This is a genomic window from Nonomuraea sp. NPDC051941, assembly GCF_044593615.1.
In genome coordinates, this window is sequence record NZ_JBIUCF010000014.1 from 155,162 (window position 1) to 174,255 (window position 19,094).

The window sequence follows — 19,094 nt, forward strand, 5'->3', positions numbered from 1 at the left end:
TGGATCCATTCAGTTGACAGGCCCTCCCCTGGGACGGAGGGTCAGCTCGGTGAGGTGGGCGTCGGGGCCCGCGGTGACGGCGGCCAGCACGGCCCGCGCCACGCTCTGCGGCGTCAGGTACTTCTCGGGCTCGAACTCGCCGCCCTCGTAGCCACGCAGCTCGCGCTGCATGTCGGTGGCCGTCCGGCCCGGGTAGACGGTCGTCACCCTCAACCGCGGCTCCTCCAGCCGCAGCGCGTCGGCGAACGCCTTCAGCGCGAACTTGCTGGCCGCGTAGGCGCCCCACTCGGGGTTGGCCCGCTGCCCCGAACCCGAGTTGACGCAGACCACGTGTCCCCCGGACCCGCGCAGGGCGGGCAGCAGCAGCCGGGTCAGCTCGGCGACCGCGACGACGTTCACCTCCAGCGTCTCGCGCCACGCGGCGGCGGGCAGGTCGGCGATCCGGCCCATCCGGTTGATCCCGGCGGAGTGCACGAGCACGTCGAGCCGTTCGATCCCGGCGACGTCCGCCTCCGTGACCCCCGTCAGCTCCGCCGGCCAGACCCGCGCGTCGGGCAGCGCGGCTGCCACGGCGGCCAGCGACTCCTCGTCGCGGCCGTTGAGAATCACGTGGTGCGTGGGGCCCAGCGCCTCGGCCACGGCCGCGCCGATCCCACGCGAAGCGCCTGTGACCAGCGCAGTCGGTCGTTCGTTCATGGATATCAGCTTATTGATGTTGACGGATGCTCAAATTTGAATACAAACTTGTACCCATGTCTGCTTCGACACGCATCCTCATCCTCGGTGCTCTGCTCGACGGCCCCATGAACGGCTACGGGGTCCGGCGGCGGCTGGAGGTGATGGGCGCCGACCAATGGGCGAGCGTCGCCTTCGGGTCGATCTACCACGGGCTGAGCAAGATGGCCGACGAAGGACTCCTGGCCGTCGTCGAGGCGGGCAAAGGCGGCAAGGTCGTCTACGAGCTGACCGAGCTCGGCCGCGAAGAGTTCCACCGGATGTTGCTGACCGCCTGGCACGAGGTCAAGCCCATCGTCGACCCGTTCCAGGTGGCGCTGACGTTCATGGACCGGCTGGAAAAACAGGAGATTCTGCAGGCGCTGTATGGCAGGATGCAGCAGCTCAGACTGAGCGTCGAGATCCTTGGACACGCCCTCGGCGCCAAGCAGCGCTACGGCGCTCCCCAGCACATGGACGAGAACCTCCGTCTCAACAGATCCATGGTCCAGGCCCAGCTCGACTGGGTCGAGAAGGCCATCGAACGGGTTGAGGCCGACGAATTGCCCTAAGGAGCTGAACCCCCCAATGATCATTCAGGCGCAGGGCCTGCGAAAGACGTTCACCACCAGGAGCAGGAAGGGCACGCAGACCGTCGAGGCCGTCCGCGGGGTGGACCTCGAGGTCGCGCAAGGCGAGATCTTCGGCGTGCTCGGCCCCAACGGGGCCGGCAAGACCACCACGATCAGGATGCTCTCCACGCTGATCGCCCCCGACGCGGGCACGGCCACCGTCGCGGGCCACGACCTGCTCAAGGAGCCGAGCGCCGTCCGGCGCAAGCTCGGGTACGTCAGCCAGGCCGGCGGTGTCGAGGACACCACGAGCGCCAGGGCCCAGATCATGATGGCCGCCAAGATCCACGCCATGGCCGACCCGAAGCAGGCCACCGCGGAGGTGCTGGAGCGCTTCGACCTGACCGAGATGGCCGACCGCCCCGGCCGTACCCTGTCGGGCGGGCAGAAGCGGCGCGTGGCCATCGCGATCGGGCTGGTGCACAACCCGCCGCTGCTCTTCCTCGACGAGCCCACCACCGGCCTCGACCCGCAGAACCGCGCCAACCTCTGGGACCGCATCAGGCAGCTGCGCGAGGCCGGAACGAGCGTGCTGCTCAGCACCCACTACCTCGACGAGGCCGACGCGCTGTGCGACCGCCTCATGATCGTCGACCACGGCCTGGTCGTGGCCGAGGGCACCCCCGGGGAGCTCAAGCGGGAGGTCTCCGGCGACGTGATCACGCTCAGGGTGGACGACCCGGAGCGCGCGGCGGACACGCTCAAGCCGTACGCCCGCGAGACCCGCGTCGACGAGGACCTGCTGCGCGTCTACGTCGACGACGGCGAGCACACGCTGCCCGCGCTGCTGCGGGCCCTTGAGGAGCAGGGGCTGGGGCTGAGCTCGATCGCGCTCGACCGCTCCACGCTCGACGACGTCTTCCTGGCCAAGACCGGCCGTTCCCTCCGCGACACCGGAGCCGCCTCATGATCCGCCACACCGTCCTGTTCACCGGCTACGAGCTGAAGAAGTCGTTCAGCAACCCGATCTGGCCGCTGTTCGGCATCATGCAGCCGGTGCTGTACCTGCTCATGTTCGCGCCGCTGCTGAAGTCGCTGACGCCGGGCGGCTCGACGGTGGACGCGCTGCGGATGTTCACGCCGGCGTCGATGATGATGATCGCGGTCTTCGGGGCGCTGTTCTCGGGGTTCGGGCTGATCGCCGACCTGCGCAACGGCTCGCTCGAACGGTACGCCGTCAGCCCCGCCTGGCGGCCGGCCATCGTGCTCGGGCGGGTGGCCAAGGACATGGTCGTGCTGGTGTGCCAGGCGATCCTCGTGCTCGTCGTGGCCATCGCGATGGGCGTGCGCATCGGGGCCGTCGAGCTGCTGCTGGTGCTGCTGCTCATGGCCGCCACCGGACTGTTCGCCTCGGGGCTGTCCCAGGGGCTGGCGCTGACCGTACGCGACGAGAACGGCATGTCGCAGACGCTCAACCTCTTCATGCTGCCGATCATGCTGCTGGCCGGGCTGTTCATCCCGATCTCGTACGCGCCCGGCTGGATGCAGACGCTCGCCCCGATCAACCCGCTCTACCACGCGGTCGAGGCGGGGCGGGCGCTGTTCGCCGGGCGGTTGTCGGACTCGTCGATCCCGATCGCGTTCGCGGTGTTCATCGTGCTGGCGCTGCTCACCACGATCTGATCGATGCGCTCGCTACGCAGGATCGCCGGGTAGGAACGTACCGGTCTCGTCGGTCATCCGCTCGTACTCCTCGAGCCTGGCCTGGGTGCGCAGCGGCGCCGCGTCGGCCATGGCCTCGACCAGGGCCATGGCCAGGGCGAGCGGTGCCGCGTGCGAGTCGAACACGAGCCGGTCGCCGACGGGGGCGTCCAGCACGACCTCCGCCGGAAAATCCGACTTATCCGTTATGGCCGCCACCCGCAGCCCCATCTTCTCCGCGTACTCCAGCGCCTGCACGGCCTCCGCCGGATACCTCGGCAGGACCACGGCCACCACCCACTCCGCGCCCGCCCTGCGGGCCGCGTGCAGCCCGTCGACCAGCTCCGACCCGCCGTGCGTGAGCAGCCGCACGTCGGGGTGGATGCGGCGGGCGTAGTAGGCGAAGGTGGTGGCCAGCCCGCAGGAGACCCGCAGCCCCACCACGGGCAGCGGCTCGGTGGCGGCCAGCTGCTCGCCGAGCTCCTTGAGCGGGAAGGCCGGCAGCCGCTCCCTGACGATCGCGAGGTTGCGGATCTCGCACTCGATGGCCCCGCGCAGCAGGCTCTCCTGCGGCTCCGCCACCGTCGCGCCGCCCAGCACGAGCGGGCGCAGCGCCTGCCGCAGCTCGGGGTATCCGGCGAACCCCAGCACCATCGCGAACCGGGTCACGGACGGCTGGCTCACCCCGGCCCGCTCGGCCAGCTCCACGCTGGACAGGAAGATCGCCTCATCGAGATGCTCGGTGAGGTAGTGCGCGATCCTCCGCTGCACGGGCGACAGCCTCCGGCCATCCAGCAGCACGCTCAGCCCACCGTGATATCCGTCCGCCACGCCACCTCCAACGCTTCCCACCCCGCATTCTCATCCCACCACCCTCACGACCCCCACCAGATGGGTGGCGGAAGCGCGGTGGGTCAGGATTCGCGCATCGGGATGCGGACGCCGCGGGCGGCGGCCACGTCGGCGGCCTCCTCATAGCCCGCGTCCACGTGCCGCATGACCCCCGTCCCAGGGTCGTTGGTCAGCACGCGGTTGAGCTTCTCCCCCGCCAGCGCGGTCCCGTCGGCCACCGTCACCTGGCCGGCGTGGATGGACCGGCCGATCCCGACCCCGCCCCCGTGGTGGATGGACACCCAGGCGGCCCCCGAGGCCGTGTTGAGCATGGCGTTCAGCAGGGGCCAGTCAGCGATCGCGTCCGACCCGTCCGCCATGGCCTCCGTCTCGCGATACGGCGAGGCCACGGAGCCGCTGTCGAGGTGGTCGCGCCCGATCACGATGGGCGCCTGCAGCTCGCCCGAGGCCACCATGTCGTTGAAGCGCTCCCCCGCGACGTTCCGCTCGCCGTACCCGAGCCAGCAGATCCGCGCGGGCAGCCCCTGGAAGTGGACCTTCTCCCCGGCCTTCCTGATCCACCGGGCGAGTCCCTCGTTCTCGGGGAAGAGCTCCAGGATGGCCCGGTCGGTCGCGGCGATGTCGGCGGGGTCCCCGCTCAGGGCGGCCCACCGGAACGGGCCCTTGCCCTCGCAGAACAGCGGCCTGATGTACGCGGGCACGAACCCCGGGAAGTCGAAGGCCCGCCCGTAGCCGGCCAGCTGCGCCTCGCCCCGGATGGAGTTGCCGTAGTCGAACACCTCCGCCCCGGCGTCCTTGAACCCGACCATCGCCTCCACGTGCCGCGCCATCGAGGTCCGGGCCCGCTCGGTGAAGCCGGCCGGGTCCTTGTCCCGCTCCGAGGCCATGTCCTCGAAGGCGACCCCCAGAGGCAGGTACATCAGGGGGTCGTGCGCCGAGGTCTGGTCGGTGACGATGTCGATCTCGGCCCCGCGGGCGAGCAGGTCGGGCACGGCCTCCGCGGCGTTCGCGACGACCCCGATGGACAGGGGACGGCGCTCGTCGCGCGCCGCGTAGGCCAGCCGCAGCGCCTCGTCCAGCGACGACGCCTCCACGTCGAGGTAGCGGTGCTCGATCCGCCGGGTGACCGAGCGCGGGTCGCAGTCGAGGCAGATCGCCACCCCGCCGTTCATGGTGACGGCCAGCGGCTGGGCGCCGCCCATCCCGCCGAGCCCGGCCGTCAGCGTGATCGTCCCGGCCAGCGACCCGCCGAAGCGCTTGGCGGCCACGGCCGCGAACGTCTCGTACGTCCCCTGCAGGATGCCCTGCGTGCCGATGTAGATCCACGACCCGGCGGTCATCTGCCCGTACATGGTGAGCCCGGCCGCCTCCAGCCGCCGGAACTCCTCCCAGTTGGCCCAGTCGGGCACGAGGTTGGAGTTGGCGATGAGCACCCGGGGCGCCCACTCGTGGGTGCGGAACACGCCCACCGGGCGCCCCGACTGGACCAGGAGGGTCTCGTCGCCCTCGAGCGTCGTCAGCGTCCTGACCATCGCGTCGAACGACGCCCAGTCACGCGCGGCCTTGCCCGAGCCGCCGTAGACGACCAGCTGCTCGGGGTGCTCGGCGACCTCCGGGTCCAGGTTGTTCTGGAGCATGCGGAGCGCCGCCTCCTGCGGCCACCCCTTGGCGGTGATCGTCGTGCCTCGCGGCGCGCGCACGCTGCGGCTCATCGTGACCCTCCTGAATGAAAACATTCACATATGTCACCCGCAGAGTACATGGATTAGCTGACGAGGAACTGGGTGGCCGCCAGCTCCCGGTAGAGCTCGTCCTCCCCGACCAGCGAGTCGTGCGTCCCGATCGCCCGTACGCCACCCCCTTCCATGACCACGATCCGGTCCGCGTTCGTCACGGTGGACAGCCGGTGGGCGATCACCAGCACGGTCGTCTCCGCGGCCACCTCGGCGATGACCTCGCGCAGCCGCAGCTCGTTGACCGCGTCGAGCTGGGAGGTGGCCTCGTCGAGCAGCAGCAGCCGGGGCTTGCGCAGCAGCGCCCTGGCGATGGCGACGCGCTGGCGCTCGCCGCCCGACAGCAGCACGCCGCGATGCCCGACCGGCGTCTCCAGCCCTTCGGGCAGCCTGTCCACCAGGTCGTCGAGCCTGGTGCGGGCGACGGCCCGGCGCAGCTCGTCCTCGGTGGCGTCCTGGGCGGCGAAGAGCAGGTTCTCCCGGAGGGTGCCGGCCAGCACGGGGGCGTCCTGCTCGACGTACCCGAGGGCGGCCCGCAGCTCGCCCAGCGGCCAGTCGCGGATGTCGCGCCCACCGATGGCGATGAGCCCCTTCTGGTGGTCGTAGAAGCGCTCGATCAGCGCGAACACCGTCGACTTGCCCGCGCCCGACGGCCCCACCAGTGCGGTCAGCCCGCCGGGCGGCACCTCGAAGGTGACCCCGTCGTGCACGGTCGGCCGGTCGTCGCCGTACTTGAAGACCACGTCCCGGAACGTCACCCCGACCGGCTCGGAGGCCCCCGCGACGGCGGCGCCGACCGGCTCCGCGGGCAGGTCCTCGATCTCCTTGATCCGCTTCATCGCGGCCAGTCCCTGCTGGAGCTGGACGCCGCCCTGGACGAGCTGCCCGATCGGCGGCACCAGGTAGAACAGGTACAGCAGGAACGCGATCAGCGACGACACCTCCAGCGTCCCCGACGCGACCCGGGCTCCGCCGACGGCCAGCACGGCGAGGAACGCGATCTGCACCGCCATCCACGTCGCCACTCCCGCGAGCGACGTCCACCCGGCGACCTGCAGCCCCCGGTCGCGGGCGCGCACCGCCGCGTCGCCCACCACCGCGATCTCCCGCTCCTCCGCGCCGCTGGCCTTGACGGTCCGGTACGCCTGCAGCGCCCGGTCCAGCACGGCCCCCATCTCGCCCACGGCCTCCTGGGCATGGGTCTGCGCCCGCTGGATCCTCGGCATGATCAGCGCGACGAGCCCGCCGATCACCACCACCACGAGCAGCGTGACCAGCAGCAGCACGCCGTCCATGGTCGCCATCATGATGATCGCCCCGACCAGCATGAACGTGGCGCTGACGGACTCGACGATCCCGTTGGTCAGCACGGCCCGCAACAAGGTCGTGTCACCCGTCACCCGCGACAGCAGGTCGCCGGGCTTGAGCCGGTCCACGTCGGCGACCTTGAGCCGCAGCATCCGGTCGACGAGCTTGCGCCGGGCACCGAGCACGATGCCCTCGCCCGTGCGCTCCATCAGGTAGCTTCCGGCGGCCGACACGACCGCGCCGATCAGCACCGCCGCGGTCAGCCCCAGCAACGGCCCGGCCATCGAGCCGGTCTCGCCGAACGCGTCCACGACGTATTTGGCCAGCAACGGCATGGCGAGACCCGCCGCCGAGCCGATCAAGCCCAGTAATCCGCCCAGGATCAGGATCTTCCGGTGCGGGCGGACGTGGGAGAGCAACTCCTTGACCACCACATCTCCTTCCACGACATGTCTCGACTTGCTCTAACGAACGGGACCGCGCGATCCGCACCGCTTCGACAGGGTCAACCTAGATTGACGACTTAAGTATGTCAACTTTCGTTGACCCTCATTCTTGAGGAGGAGACGACATCCGGAAGCGTCCGGCGGACGAATAGGGCGTCGAGGAACCCGGCCGGAACCTCGCAGTAAACGATCAGCCCTTCCGAAAGGACCGAAAATGGAGCTCCGGATCAACCGGCGCGCTCTAGTCGGACTTGGCCTCGCCGCAGCTGTCGCCGCGTCGTCGTTGGCCGTGCTCCGCACCGACTCCGGCATCGCTTCCTCGCACCGCGAGGCTCCCATGATCGCGGGCGACCCCCAGCACGACAACACGGACGTGTACGCGTTCGTGAGCCCTGACAAGGCCGACACGGTGACCTTGCTGGCCAACTGGATCCCGTTCGAGGAGCCCAACGGCGGCCCGAACTTCTACCCGTTCGCCACCAAGTCCCGCTACAACATAAAGATCGACAACAACGGAGACGCCAGGCCCGACATCACGTACGAGTGGACGTTCCGCAACGAGGACAAGCGCGGCAACACCACGTTCCTGTACAACAACGGCCCCGTCACCTCGCTCGACGACCCGAACCTGCTCTTCCGCCAGCGCTACACGCTCAGGAAGATCACTCCCAGCGGCACCCGGACGCTGGTCGGCGACGGCATCGTCGCGCCGAGCAACGTCGGCCCGGCCTCGATGCCCGACTACGGCACCCTGCGCGCCCAGTCCATCAAGAGCCTGCCCGGCGGCGGCAAGTCGTTCGCCGGCCAGGCGGACGAGGCGTTCTTCCTGGACCTGCGCGTGTTCGACCTGCTCTACGGCGGCAACCTGTCCGAGGTCGGCCAGGACACCACCCGGGGCTACAACGTGAACAGCGTGGCCCTCCAGGTGCCCTCCTCCGAGCTGGCGCTCAAGGGAGACGTCAAGCGCAACCCGGTGATCGGCGTCTGCTCGACCACCGACAAGTTCAACGGCAGCAGGTACGTGCAGGTCTCGCGCCTGTGCAACCCGCTGGTGAACGAGGTCGTCTCGCCCGCCGGGCTCAAGGACGCCTTCAACGCCCTGCCCCCGGAGAAGGACGCCGATGTGGCGCCGCTGGTCAAGCGGGTCATCGACCCCGAGGTGGCCAGGCTGCTGGAGGCCATCTACGGCATCAAGGCCCCCGCGACCCCGCGCAACGACCTGGTCGAGATCTTCCTGACCGGCATCGCCAAGCAGAACGGCCCGATCAAGGCCGACCTGAACTCGCAGGTGCTCAACAAGGACGCGGGCAAGCTGCGCCCCTCCGAGATGCTGCGGCTGAACATGGTGATCCCGCCCGCGAAGGACCCGAACCGCCTCGGCGTGCTGGCCGGTGACCTCCAGGGGTTCCCGAACGGCCGCCGTCTCATCGACGACGTCGTGGACATCGAGCTGCAGGCCGTGGCCGGCGCCGCGGTGACCGGCAAGCTCGTGCCCGGGCTGACGGACAAGGTGGACAGGAACGACAAGCCGATCCTCCAGTCGTTCCCCTACATCCCGCTGCCCAGCAACGTCGCGGTGAACCAGCGCTGACTCCCCGACCGGCCTGCTCCCTCTCCAAGCGGGCCGGTCAGCCCCCGGCGGCAGACCACCCTTCTCCCACCGTCTGCCGCCGACATGAGGCCGGCCGGCCGTGCTCCCCGTCACGGCCGGCCGGCCAACTCCCCAGCACCCTGGAGCCTTGGACATGCGTGCCTTCGTGATATTCGCCGGGCTTGCCCTCATCGGGGCCATGACCTTCACGATCCTCTCGTTCTCGGCGGCGCCCGCGCCGGGGCCGGTGGCGGACAAGCCGTCCACCGAGACGCTGCAGGATCGGCTCAAGCGCCTGCCGGGCGACTACCGCGGCTGGGCCCAGCTCGCCTCCCAGTACGTCGACCAGGCCAGGATCACCGGCGACCCGTCGTACTACACGAAGGCGGAGGGCGCGATCACCACGGCCGCCAAGCTGAGGGCCGAGGACGACGCGGTGCTCACCGGCCAGGCGGCGCTGGCCGCCGGACGCCACGACTTCGCCGAGGCGGTGCGGCTGGCCGAGCGCGCGATCGACGTCAACCCGTACGGCGCCCCGGCCTACGGCGTGCTGGCCGACGCGCGGACCCAGCTCGGGGACCTGCGCGGGGCGCGGCGGGCCGTGGACGAGATGCTGGGCCTGCGCCCCGGAGTGGCGGCCTTCGCCCGCGCCTCGTACGCGGCCGAGCTGCGCGGCGACAGGGCCGGAGCCCGCAAGTACCTCGAAATGGCGCAGAACGACGCGTGGCAGCCGGCCGACCTCGCCTACGCCCGCTACTACCTGGGCGAGCTGGCCCTCCACTCCGGCGACCTGGCCACGGCGGCCGGCTGGTACGCCAAGGCCCTGCAGGCCTACCCCGGCTACACCCCGGCGCTCGCGGGCCAGGCCAGGACCGCCGCGCTGAGCGGCCGGCTGACCGAGGCGCTCGGCCTCTACCAGAGCGTCGTCGAACGCCTCCCGCTCCCCCAATACCTGATCGAGCAGGGCGAGACCCAGATCAAGGCGGGCCGGCCCGCCGACTGGACCCTGCTGAAGGCGCAGCGCAAGCTGTTCCAGGCCGCGGGCGTGCGTGACGACCTGACCTGGGCCGAGTTCGAGGCCGACCACGGGGACCCGGCGCTGGCGGTCGAGCACGCCAGGGCCGAGTACGCGCGCAACCCGAACCTCGTCGCCGCCGACGCCCTCGCCTGGGCCCTGTTCAAGGCGGGCAAGCCGGCCGAGGCGCTGCCGTACGCCAAGAAGGCCACGGCGACCGGCTGGCAGAACCCGCTGCTGAAGTACCACCGCGCCAAGATCGAGCAGGCGCTGGGCCGGTCCGTCAAGGTGGACGCCGGCTTCGACCCGACACTGTCCGCACTGGCGAGGTTCTCATGAGAGTCATCCGGCTCGGCCTGCTGTCCATCGCGATGGGCCTGGTGCTGTCGCTGGGCCTGAGCGTCGTCCTGGTCGCCGCGGCCAAGGCCGCGCCCGTGGCGATGCACCCGCTGGGCAACTTCACCGTCAACCACTACAACGGGCTGCGGATCTCGCCCTCCGACGTGCGCAGCCTCGCCGTCGTGGACGCGGCCGAACTGCCCACGCTGCAGGCCAAGCCGCAGGTGGACACCTCGTACGCGGCCCGCCGCTGCGGCGCGCTGGCCGCCGCCCAGCGGCTCTCGGTGGCGGGCCGGACGGTGCCGTGGCGGGTGGCCGGCTCCGCCTTCGCCTACGCCCCCGGCCAAGGGGGCCTCCAGACCAGCCGGCTGACCTGCCGGCTCGTGGCCGAAGTCCGCGCCTCGGGGGCCGTGGAGTTCGCCGACGGGTTCGAGCAGGACAGGATCGGCTGGCGGGAGATCACGGCGGTGGGCGACGGGGTGCGCCTGGTCCGCTCGTCGGTGCCGTCGGTGAGCGTGAGCAAGGAGCTGCACGCGTACCCCGAGGATCTGCTGGCGAATCCGCTCGACCAGCGCACCGCGACGATGACCGTCGCGCCCGGCGCGGGCCTGCCCGGCCAGGGCGGCTCCGGCGCTCCCGGTGGCACCGTGTCCGGCGGGATCGGCATCGGCGGGCCGATCGGGGACGCGCTGGCCGCCCTGGACCGGACGTTCGCCGGGCTGATCGGCTCCGACTCGCTGACGCTCCCGCTCGGGCTGCTGGCGGTCGGGCTGGCCGTGGTGCTGGGCGCCGGGCACGCGCTGATCCCCGGGCACGGCAAGACCATCATGGCCGCGTACCTGGCCGGACGGCGGGGACGCCCGCGCGACGCGCTCGTGGTGGGCGCGACGGTGACGGCCACGCACACGGTCGGGGTGCTGGTGGTGGGGCTGCTGCTGAGCGCGTTCACGGCGCTGGCGGGCGAGTCCGTGCTGGCGTGGCTGGGGGTGGCCAGCGGCGCGCTGATCGCCGTCATCGGCTTCCGCCTCCTCCTGAACGCCCGCCGCGGCACCTCCTCGCACGGCCACGGCCACGGACACGGGCATGGCCACGGCCATGGCCATGGACACGGCCACGGGCACGGGCACGGGCATGGGCACGGGCACGGGCACGGGCACGGGCACGGGCACGGGCACGACGGCGAGGAGGCGACGAAACGGGCAGGGCTGGTGGGGCTCGGCATCGCGGGCGGGCTCGTCCCCAGCCCGTCGGCCCTCGTCGTGCTCCTCGGCGCCATCGCGCTCGGCCGCACCTGGTTCGGCGTGGCGCTGGTGACCGCGTACGGCATCGGGATGGCCGCCACCCTCACCGCCACCGGCCTCCTGCTGGTCAAGCTGGTGGACCGCCTGGAACAGCGCGCCTCGGCGGGTCGCCGCCTGGCCGCCAGGCTCTCGGGCCTGGCCCCGGTGGGCACGGCCGCGATGGTGGTGCTGCTCGGCGCGGGCCTGGCCCTCCGCTCGGTGGCCACCCTCTAGCGTCCCTACATCTACGCCTTTATAGTCATGTCCATGACTACTCATGGACATGACTACTCATGGCTCTGAGGCATGCCGTGCTGGCGGCCCTGCTCGGCGGCGAGTACAGCGGCTACCAGCTCACCAAGATCTTCGACGTCGGCGTCTCCAACTTCTGGTACGCCGCCCCTCAGCAGCTCTACGCGGAGCTGACCAAGCTGGAGGCCCACGGGCTGATCGCGGGGCGGGAGGTCGTCCAGACGGGCCGGCCCAACAAGCGGGTGTTCACGGTCACCGAGGCCGGTGCCGCCGAGCTGGCGGCCTTCGCCGCGACCCCGCCCAAGCCCCTGCTCATCCGCGACGACCTCGCCGTCAAGGTGCACGCCGTGGACCACGTCGATCCGGGGCCCGTGATCGAGCAGCTCCGGGAGCGGGCGGAGGAGGCCGCGGTCAGGCTCGCCTTCTTCGAGCAGACCCTCCTGCGCATACGCGGTGACCTGGACGAGGAGACGTTCCTGCGGGGCGAGAACGTCGGCCCCTACCTGTCCTGCCTGGCCGGCTGCCGCCTGGAGCGCGAGATGCGCGACTGGTGCCTGGAGACCGCCCGGACCCTGACCGAACGCGCGGCCCACGCGGAGAGGACGACGCCATGACCTACGTGCGTTATGTCGCCATCGGCGACAGCCAGACCGAGGGCCTCGGGGACGGCGACGACGTCACCGGCCACCGCGGCTGGGCCGACCGCCTCGCCGAGCACCTGGCCGCCGCCGACCCGGACCTGCTCTACGCCAACCTCGCGGTCCGCGGCCGCCAGGCGGCCGAGATCCAGGCCGAGCAGCTGCCCGCCGCCCTGGCGCTGCGCCCCGACCTGGTCACGGTCATGGCGGGCATGAACGACATCATCCGCCCCGGCTTCGACGCCTCCATAGTGGCGGGCATCGTGGAGGACATGATCGTCCGGCTGACCGCCGAGGGCGTGCACGTGGTCACCATGACCTTCCCCGACATCGCCAGGATCGCGCCGATGGCCCGCCCGCTCCGGCCCAGGCTGATCGAGTTCAACGCCCGTGTACGCGCCGCCGCCGCCCGCCCGGGGGTCACGCTGCTGGACACGTTCCCGCTCGACTTCACGGACGCCCGGATGTGGAGCGCCGACCGGCTGCACGCGAGCCCGGCCGGGCACACCCGCTTCGCCGCCGCCGTCGCCCACGCCCTGGGCCTGCCCGGCAGCGACGACACGTGGATGGCGCCCCTGACGCCGTTGCCCGCCCCGGGCGCCTGGCGCGCGGCCTCGACGGAGCTGCGCTGGCTGGCCACCTTCGCCGGCCCGTGGATCGGCCGCCGCCTCCGCGGCCGGTCCTCCGGCGACGGCCGCACCGCCAAACGCCCGCTGCTCACCCCGGTGATCGCCGGAGGTCAGCCGATGTCCGGCACATCCGGGTCGTCGTAGCCGATGTCCCCGTTATCCGGCTCAGGTGTGCCGACGGCCGCGCCGCGTGGAAGGGAGATCGTGACGCCCTGAGAGGAACTCCTGGAAGGCGATCTTGGCCCTGATCGCCGGCCGGCGCCACCGTTCCTCCCGGTGGATGGCCTTGGCCATCTTGCGCGGCGAGCGCTGGGCGAAGAACCAGCGGGCCCACGGGGAGCCGGGGCGGGCCAGCCGTAGCGCGCCCACCACCAGCATCGGCGGCACGAACAGGCCGGCCATCCCCGTCCAGATCTTGCCCTTGAGCAGGGTGACGACGGCGAGCGCCAGGTTGGCCACGATGAGCGCGCCGGGGTTGACCAGGGTGCCGTAGTCCCAGGTCAGGGGGCGCAGGCCGATGAGGAGCAGGCCGGTGACTGCGATCGCGATGAAGACCGCGTCCACCGAGGTGCGCCCCTCCTCCTCCCAGTACACGTCGTGCAGGTGCAGGATCAGCGCGAACTCGTCCAGCACGAGCGCCGATCCGATGCCGAAGATGGAGGCCGCGACGGCGTAGCCGACCTGCGAGGCGGAGGACACGATGAGCCCGCTGACCCCGCCGACCAGCATCAGCACGACGCCGAACACGATGTGGTGGATGTGCATCTCGCCCACGTTCAGGTTGCGGAACCAGCCGATCTTCGCCCTGATCAGGCGGACGTTGATGCGCGTGGCGATGAACGCCACGATGAGCGTGACGAAATAACAGAACAGCGGCAGCCGTCCTGTAGCGACGATGTTGTGCTCGAACCAGTTCCCCATGACTCTAGAAAGAGATGGTACGAGGGCCCCTGCACCTTCTAGACCGTCAAGCGAGGAAGGCCCGCAAAAGAGCTGCTGTGCCCTCCAGGTGCTCGGTGACCGCCCGGCGGGCCCCGTCCGGGTCACCGGCCAGGATGGCGTCCACGATCGCCTGGTGCTGGCTTGCGGCATGATCGAGGTTGACCTGGAGCATGGGGATCGCGTTCAGCAGGTCGCTCACCCGCGAGCGGGCGTCCGCGCACGCCGTGGCGAGCAGGGTGGAGCCGGTCAGCTCGGCGATGGACAGGTGGAAGGCCGTGTCGAGGCGGCGGTAGTCCTCGATCGGGGCCTCGTTCAGCTCCGACAGCCGGCGGAGCAGCACTTCCCGCCTGTCCTCCGCGAGGCGGGACGCGGCCAGCACCTGGGCCGCCCCGCACTCCACCGCCAGGCGGAACGTGAGCGCGTCCGACAGGTCGTCGCTGCCCATCTCCGCCACGACCTGCCGCAGCTCTCCCGCATCCGGTTTGGGGGGAACGTACGTGACGAAGGCTCCCCCGTAGCGGCCCCTCCGCACGTCGAGGTAGCCCGCGTCCGACAGCGCGCGGATCGCCTCGCGCAGCGTGACCCGGCTGATGCCGAGCCGCACGGCCAGCTCGCGCTCCGGCGGGAGCTTGTCGCCGGGCGGGACCACACCGAGCTTGATGGCCTGGAGCAGCCGTTCCACCGTCTCCTCGAAGGCGTTGCCGGCCCGCACCGGGCGCAACACCGTCATCAAACGCGCCGACTCGTCCAACGTGTCCTCAGGTCTTGACAACGGATCCCGCGTACACATCAATGGTCTAAGACTAGCCCAATCAACGGGAAAGCGCCTCTGACCAGATCGGAGCGGGGATAGCGTGAGCGAGCGATCGAGCACCGGGTTCCTTTCCGTCAGCGAGCTGCGCGACGAGGTGGCGCTCGGGCGCATCGACACCGTGCTCCTCGCGATCGCCGACATGCAGGGCAGGCTGCAGGGCAAGAGGCTGTCCGCCCGCTATTTCCTCGAAGAGGTGCTGCACCACGGCTCCGAGGGGTGCAACTACCTGCTCGCCGTCGACGTGGACATGAACACCGTCGGCGGCTACGCGATGTCGTCCTGGGAGCGGGGCTACGGCGACTTCGTGATGAAGCCGGACCTCGCGACGCTGCGCAGGGTGCCGTGGCACGACGGGACCGCCATGCTGATGGCCGACCTCGCCTGGGAGGGCGGCGGCGACGTGACCGCCTCGCCCCGGCAGATCCTGCGCAGGCAGCTCGCCCGCCTCGCCGAGCGGGGGCTGGCCGCGTACGTCGGCACCGAGCTGGAGTTCATCGTCTACGAGGACAGCTACGAGGACGCCTGGAAGCGCGGCTACCGGGACATGTCACCGTCCAACCTCTACAACGTGGACTATTCGCTGCTCGGCACCGCCCGCATCGAGCCGCTGCTGCGGCGGATCCGCCAGAACATGGAAGGCTCCGGCCTGTACGTCGAGTCCGCCAAGGGCGAGTGCAACCTGGGCCAGCACGAGATCGCCTTCCGCTACGACGAGGCGCTCAGGACCTGCGACCACCACGTCATCTACAAGAACGGCGCGAAGGAGATCGCCGCCCAGGAGGGCAGGTCGATCACCTTCATGGCCAAGCCCAACCAGCGCGAGGGCAACTCCTGCCACATCCACATCTCGCTGCGCGGCGGCGACGGAGATCCGGTGATGGCGGGCGACGGGCCGTACGGGCTCTCCCCACTCGGCGCCCGCTTCATCGCCGGGCAGCTCGCCTGCCTGCGCGAGCTCACCCTCCTGTACGCCCCCAACATCAACTCCTACAAGCGCTACGTCCCCGGCAGCTTCGCGCCCACGGCCGTCAAGTGGGGTGTGGACAACCGCACCTGCTCGCTCCGGCTCGTCGGCCACGGCCCGTCGCTGCGCGTGGAGAACCGGGTGCCGGGCGGCGACGTCAACCCGTACCTCGCGGTGTCCGCGCTGATCGCGGCCGGGCTGCACGGCATCGACAACGAGCTGCCGCTGGAGAGCGCGTTCGAGGGCAACGCCTACGACTCCGGCGCCGAGAGCGTGCCCCACACGCTGCGGGACGCGCTGGCGCTGTTCGAGGGGTCGAAACTGGCCCGCGAGACGTTCGGCGAGGACGTGGTCGAGCACTACGCGAACAACGCGCGCGTGGAGCTGGCCGCGTTCGACGCGGCGGTGACGGATTGGGAGCTGTTCCGTGGTTTCGAGCGGATGTGAAAGAAGCACATGAAGATCGTTAATCCGGCGACGGAGGACGTCCTGGCCGACGTCGAACTGGCCGACGCCGCCGAGGTGGACCGGGCGGTGGAGCGTGCCAGGGCCGCGTACGCGACCTGGCGCGAGGTGTCGCCCGGGGACCGGGCGCGGCTGCTGCGCAGGTTCGCCGGCCTGGTGGACGAGCACGGCGAGGAGCTGGCGCGGCTGGAGCTGGCCAACTCCGGGCACCCGATCGGGAACGCCCGGTGGGAGGCCGGCAACGTCCGCGACGTGCTGCACTTCTACGCCGGCGCCCCCGAGCGCAACCACGGCAAGCAGATCCCGGTGCCGGGCGGCGTGGACATCACGTTCCAGGAGCCGCTGGGCGTCGTCGGCGTCATCGTGCCGTGGAACTTCCCCATGGTGATCATGACCTGGGGCGTGGCCCCGGCGCTCGCGGCCGGCAACACGGTGATCGTCAAGCCGGCCGAATGGACCCCGCTGACCGCGCTGAGGCTGGCGGAGCTGGCCCTCGCCGCGGGCCTCCCCGAGGGGGTGCTCCAGGTGCTGCCTGGGGCAGGGGAGGTCGCGGGGGCCCGGCTCGTCGAGCATCCCGGCGTGGCGAAGATCGTGTTCACCGGCTCGACCGAGGTGGGCAAGGAGATCGCCGCCAAGGCGGCCCGGCAGGTCAAGCGGGTCACGCTGGAGCTGGGCGGCAAGTCCGCCAACATCGTCTTCGCCGACGCGGACCTCGACAGGGCCGCGAGGACCGCGCCGTACGCGGTCTTCGACAACTCGGGCCAGGACTGCTGCGCCCGCTCCCGCCTCCTCGTCCAGGCCGAGGTGTACGACGAGTTCATGGAGCGCCTGACGGCGGCCGTGCGGGGCGTCACGGTCGGCGACCCGCTCGACGAGGGCACCGACATGGGCCCGCTGATCAGCGCCGAACACCTCGACCGGGTGCGCGGTTTCGTCCAGGGCACCCCCTACCTGCAGGGATCCTGCCCCGAGGGCAAGGGCTTCTGGTTCCCGCCGACCGTGCTGACGCCGGAGCTCACCGACCCGGCCTTCACCGAGGAGATCTTCGGTCCTGTCATGTCCGTGGTGCGCTTCGAGGACGAGGCGGAGGCCGTACGCATCGCGAACGACACCCCGTACGGCCTGAGCGGCTCCATCTGGACCCGCGACGTCGGGCGGGCGCTACGCGTGGCCAGGGCCGTCGAGTCGGGCGCGCTCTCGGTCAACTCGCACTCGTCGGTCCGCTACTGGACCCCCTTCGGCGGCTTCAAGCAGTCCGGTCTCGGCAGGGAGCTCGGCCCTGACGCCCTGGCGGCGTTCACCGAGACCAAGAACGTCTTCATCTCCTGGGAGTGAAAGTGCAGCGTTTGCAGGATCGGGTGGCCGTCATCACCGGCGCGGGCAGCGGCATCGGGCTGGCCACGGCACGCAGGTTCGCCGAGGAGGGCGCCAAGGTCGTCTGCGTGGACGTCGACGAGGAGGCCGGCGTCAAGGCCGCGAACGAGGTCGGCGGCCTCTTCGTCAAGGCCGACGTCACCGACGAGGACGACGTCGTCAGGATGTTCCGGACAGCCTTCGACACCTACGGCAGCGTGGACATCGCCTTCAACAACGCCGGCATCTCGCCGCCCGACGACGACTCGATCCTGGAGACCGGCATCGACGCCTGGCGCCGGGTCCAGGAGGTGAACCTGACCAGCGCCTACCTCTGCTGCAAGCACGCCATCCCGTACATGCGACGGCAGGGCAAGGGCTCGATCATCAACACCGCGTCGTTCGTGGCCGTCATGGGGTCGGCGACCTCGCAGATCTCGTACACGGCGTCCAAGGGCGGCGTGCTGGCGATGTCACGCGAGCTGGGCGTGCAGTTCGCCCGGGAGGGCATCAGGGTGAACGCGCTGTGCCCCGGGCCGGTGAACACGCCGCTGCTGCAGGAGCTGTTCGCCAAGGACCCGGAGCGGGCGCAGCGGCGGCTGGTGCACATCCCCGTCGGGCGCTTCGCCGAGGCCTCGGAGATCGCGGCGGCGGTGGCGTTCCTGGCCAGCGACGACGCGTCGTTCATCACCGGTAGTGAGTTCCTGGTGGACGGGGGCATCTCCGGCGCCTACGTCACGCCGCTCTAGCTCTGGTCCGGTCTGGTTTCTCGGGGGTCATATCGTGCAGCGTCCCGTCATCGGCATCACGTCGTACGTGGAGCCGGCGAAGTTCACGGTCTGGGACATGACCGTGGCGCTCCTGCCGTACATGTACGTGGAGCAGGTCGTACGCGCCGGCGGGCAGCCGATCGTGCTGCCGCCGGCCGGCGAACCCGCGCAGGTCGTCGGCCGCCTGGACGGCCTGATCCTGGCCGGTGGCGGGGACGTCGACCCGGCCCGGTACGGGCAGGAGCCTGGAGATCAAACCGGCTATATCCGCAAATTTCGGGATGAGGCGGAGTTTGGGCTGATCGCGGCGGCCCTCGACGCCGGCCTGCCGTACCTCGGCATCTGCCGTGGCCTCCAGGTGCTCAACGTCGCCCTCGGAGGCAGCCTCCACCAGCACCTCCCCGAGGTCGTGGGGCACACCGGCCACTCCCCCGCCCCCGGCCGGTTCGGCCCGCTGCCCGTCACGCCCGTCCCCGGCAGCCGCCTGGCCAAGGCGCTGGGCACGGAGCCCGTGACCGTCCCCCACTACCACCACCAGGCCATCGACCGGCTCGCACCCGGCCTCACGGTCACCGCCACCGCCGGCGACGGCACGATCGAGGCGGTCGAGCTGAACTCGGCCCCCTTCGCCGTGGCCGTGCAGTGGCACCCCGAGGCGGCCGAGGACGGCGCCCTCTTCGAGGCACTCGTCGAGGCCTGCTGATCAGCCGGAGCGC

At 70.9% G+C, this 19,094-nt stretch carries 18 protein-coding genes; 12 read left to right on the plus strand and 6 right to left on the minus strand.

Annotated elements, in window-relative coordinates; translation table 11 throughout:
- Window positions 1-9: 9 nt before the first annotated feature.
- Window positions 10-696 carry an SDR family oxidoreductase gene (locus ACIHFD_RS24250; RefSeq protein ID WP_397368805.1) on the minus strand — a complete coding sequence of 229 codons (687 nt, stop codon included), beginning with the start codon at window positions 694-696 and terminating at the stop codon, window positions 10-12.
- A 56-nt stretch (window positions 697-752) separates the two neighbouring features.
- Here ACIHFD_RS24250 and ACIHFD_RS24255 point away from each other — a divergent pair, with 56 nt between their 5' ends.
- Genes ACIHFD_RS24255 through ACIHFD_RS24265 form a run of 3 tightly spaced genes read left to right on the plus strand, consistent with a single transcriptional unit; the run spans window position 753 to window position 2,969 of the window.
- Window positions 753-1,286 carry a PadR family transcriptional regulator gene (locus ACIHFD_RS24255; RefSeq protein ID WP_397368806.1) on the plus strand — a complete coding sequence of 178 codons (534 nt, stop codon included), beginning with the start codon at window positions 753-755 and terminating at the stop codon, window positions 1,284-1,286.
- Between the two features lie 16 nt (window positions 1,287-1,302).
- Window positions 1,303-2,256, plus strand: a complete 954-nt coding sequence (locus tag ACIHFD_RS24260; protein ID WP_355207188.1) for an ATP-binding cassette domain-containing protein — start codon at window positions 1,303-1,305, stop codon at window positions 2,254-2,256.
- Complete coding sequence (locus tag ACIHFD_RS24265) at window positions 2,253-2,969, plus strand: ABC transporter permease (RefSeq protein WP_397368807.1); 717 nt, start codon at window positions 2,253-2,255, stop codon at window positions 2,967-2,969. The genes ACIHFD_RS24260 and ACIHFD_RS24265 overlap by 4 nt, the downstream gene beginning before the upstream one ends.
- 12 nt (window positions 2,970-2,981) lie before the next feature.
- Here the strand turns inward: ACIHFD_RS24265 and ACIHFD_RS24270 are convergent, their stop codons facing one another.
- From ACIHFD_RS24270 to ACIHFD_RS24280, 3 genes are all read right to left on the minus strand, one after another.
- A complete protein-coding gene (locus ACIHFD_RS24270; protein WP_363962859.1) occupies window positions 2,982-3,818 on the minus strand; it encodes a MurR/RpiR family transcriptional regulator in 837 nt (278 codons plus the stop codon).
- Between the two features lie 83 nt (window positions 3,819-3,901).
- Complete coding sequence (gene hutU, locus ACIHFD_RS24275; RefSeq protein WP_397368808.1) at window positions 3,902-5,551, minus strand: urocanate hydratase; 1,650 nt, start codon at window positions 5,549-5,551, stop codon at window positions 3,902-3,904.
- A gap of 53 nt (window positions 5,552-5,604) precedes the next feature.
- Entirely contained in the window at window positions 5,605-7,311 is a 1,707-nt protein-coding gene (locus ACIHFD_RS24280; RefSeq protein ID WP_397368809.1) for an ABC transporter ATP-binding protein, read from the minus strand.
- A gap of 229 nt (window positions 7,312-7,540) precedes the next feature.
- On the opposite strand from ACIHFD_RS24280, the gene ACIHFD_RS24285 reads away from it, so the two are divergent.
- The 5 genes from ACIHFD_RS24285 to ACIHFD_RS24305 all read left to right on the plus strand — a co-directional run bounded on the left by ACIHFD_RS24285 (window position 7,541) and on the right by ACIHFD_RS24305 (window position 13,214).
- A complete protein-coding gene (locus ACIHFD_RS24285) occupies window positions 7,541-8,917 on the plus strand; it encodes a DUF4331 domain-containing protein (RefSeq protein WP_397368810.1) in 1,377 nt (458 codons plus the stop codon).
- Between the two features lie 154 nt (window positions 8,918-9,071).
- A complete protein-coding gene (locus ACIHFD_RS24290) occupies window positions 9,072-10,271 on the plus strand; it encodes a tetratricopeptide repeat protein (protein WP_397368811.1) in 1,200 nt (399 codons plus the stop codon).
- Window positions 10,268-11,785 carry a nickel/cobalt transporter gene (locus ACIHFD_RS24295; protein WP_397368812.1) on the plus strand — a complete coding sequence of 506 codons (1,518 nt, stop codon included), beginning with the start codon at window positions 10,268-10,270 and terminating at the stop codon, window positions 11,783-11,785. Before ACIHFD_RS24290 ends, ACIHFD_RS24295 begins: the two co-directional genes overlap by 4 nt.
- A 59-nt stretch (window positions 11,786-11,844) precedes the next feature.
- On the plus strand, window positions 11,845-12,417 hold the full coding sequence (locus tag ACIHFD_RS24300) for a PadR family transcriptional regulator (protein WP_397368813.1): 573 nt from the start codon (window positions 11,845-11,847) through the stop codon (window positions 12,415-12,417).
- Window positions 12,414-13,214: an SGNH/GDSL hydrolase family protein gene (locus ACIHFD_RS24305; RefSeq protein ID WP_397368814.1), complete on the plus strand. Its 801-nt coding sequence runs from the start codon at window positions 12,414-12,416 to the stop codon at window positions 13,212-13,214. The genes ACIHFD_RS24300 and ACIHFD_RS24305 overlap by 4 nt, the downstream gene beginning before the upstream one ends.
- Window positions 13,215-13,235: 21 nt before the next feature.
- Here ACIHFD_RS24305 and ACIHFD_RS24310 read toward each other — a convergent pair whose 3' ends face one another.
- Complete coding sequence (locus ACIHFD_RS24310; protein WP_397368815.1) at window positions 13,236-13,991, minus strand: hypothetical protein; 756 nt, start codon at window positions 13,989-13,991, stop codon at window positions 13,236-13,238.
- 46 nt (window positions 13,992-14,037) lie between these two features.
- Window positions 14,038-14,742 carry a FadR/GntR family transcriptional regulator gene (locus tag ACIHFD_RS24315; RefSeq protein WP_397368816.1) on the minus strand — a complete coding sequence of 235 codons (705 nt, stop codon included), beginning with the start codon at window positions 14,740-14,742 and terminating at the stop codon, window positions 14,038-14,040.
- 124 nt (window positions 14,743-14,866) lie between these two features.
- Between ACIHFD_RS24315 and ACIHFD_RS24320 the strand changes: the two genes are divergently transcribed.
- From ACIHFD_RS24320 to ACIHFD_RS24335, 4 genes are read left to right on the plus strand one after another with little or no spacing between them, the layout of a single operon-like run.
- Window positions 14,867-16,237 carry a glutamine synthetase family protein gene (locus ACIHFD_RS24320; RefSeq protein WP_397368817.1) on the plus strand — a complete coding sequence of 457 codons (1,371 nt, stop codon included), beginning with the start codon at window positions 14,867-14,869 and terminating at the stop codon, window positions 16,235-16,237.
- A gap of 9 nt (window positions 16,238-16,246) precedes the next feature.
- Window positions 16,247-17,590, plus strand: coding sequence for an aldehyde dehydrogenase family protein (locus ACIHFD_RS24325; RefSeq protein WP_397368818.1), 1,344 nt, complete (start codon window positions 16,247-16,249; stop codon window positions 17,588-17,590).
- A 2-nt stretch (window positions 17,591-17,592) separates the two neighbouring features.
- Complete coding sequence (locus ACIHFD_RS24330) at window positions 17,593-18,357, plus strand: 3-oxoacyl-ACP reductase (protein WP_397368819.1); 765 nt, start codon at window positions 17,593-17,595, stop codon at window positions 18,355-18,357.
- A gap of 34 nt (window positions 18,358-18,391) precedes the next feature.
- Entirely contained in the window at window positions 18,392-19,081 is a 690-nt protein-coding gene (locus tag ACIHFD_RS24335; RefSeq protein ID WP_397368820.1) for a gamma-glutamyl-gamma-aminobutyrate hydrolase family protein, read from the plus strand.
- Window positions 19,082-19,094: the final 13 nt, after the last annotated feature.

Bases quoted from the DNA above. Each gene is read 5' to 3' on its own strand.
- ACIHFD_RS24255 (WP_397368806.1), top strand. From the start codon at position 753: ATGTCTGCTTCGACACGCATCCTCATCCTCGGTGCTCTGCTCGACGGC.
- ACIHFD_RS24250 (WP_397368805.1), bottom strand. From the start codon at position 696: ATGAACGAACGACCGACTGCGCTGGTCACAGGCGCTTCGCGTGGGATC.
- ACIHFD_RS24290 (WP_397368811.1), top strand. From the start codon at position 9,072: ATGCGTGCCTTCGTGATATTCGCCGGGCTTGCCCTCATCGGGGCCATG.
- hutU (WP_397368808.1), bottom strand. From the start codon at position 5,551: ATGAGCCGCAGCGTGCGCGCGCCGCGAGGCACGACGATCACCGCCAAG.
- ACIHFD_RS24285 (WP_397368810.1), top strand. From the start codon at position 7,541: ATGGAGCTCCGGATCAACCGGCGCGCTCTAGTCGGACTTGGCCTCGCC.
- ACIHFD_RS24315 (WP_397368816.1), bottom strand. From the start codon at position 14,742: ATGACGGTGTTGCGCCCGGTGCGGGCCGGCAACGCCTTCGAGGAGACG.
- ACIHFD_RS24295 (WP_397368812.1), top strand. From the start codon at position 10,268: ATGAGAGTCATCCGGCTCGGCCTGCTGTCCATCGCGATGGGCCTGGTG.
- ACIHFD_RS24325 (WP_397368818.1), top strand. From the start codon at position 16,247: ATGAAGATCGTTAATCCGGCGACGGAGGACGTCCTGGCCGACGTCGAA.
- ACIHFD_RS24265 (WP_397368807.1), top strand. From the start codon at position 2,253: ATGATCCGCCACACCGTCCTGTTCACCGGCTACGAGCTGAAGAAGTCG.
- ACIHFD_RS24260 (WP_355207188.1), top strand. From the start codon at position 1,303: ATGATCATTCAGGCGCAGGGCCTGCGAAAGACGTTCACCACCAGGAGC.
- ACIHFD_RS24300 (WP_397368813.1), top strand. From the start codon at position 11,845: ATGGCTCTGAGGCATGCCGTGCTGGCGGCCCTGCTCGGCGGCGAGTAC.
- ACIHFD_RS24305 (WP_397368814.1), top strand. From the start codon at position 12,414: ATGACCTACGTGCGTTATGTCGCCATCGGCGACAGCCAGACCGAGGGC.
- ACIHFD_RS24310 (WP_397368815.1), bottom strand. From the start codon at position 13,991: ATGGGGAACTGGTTCGAGCACAACATCGTCGCTACAGGACGGCTGCCG.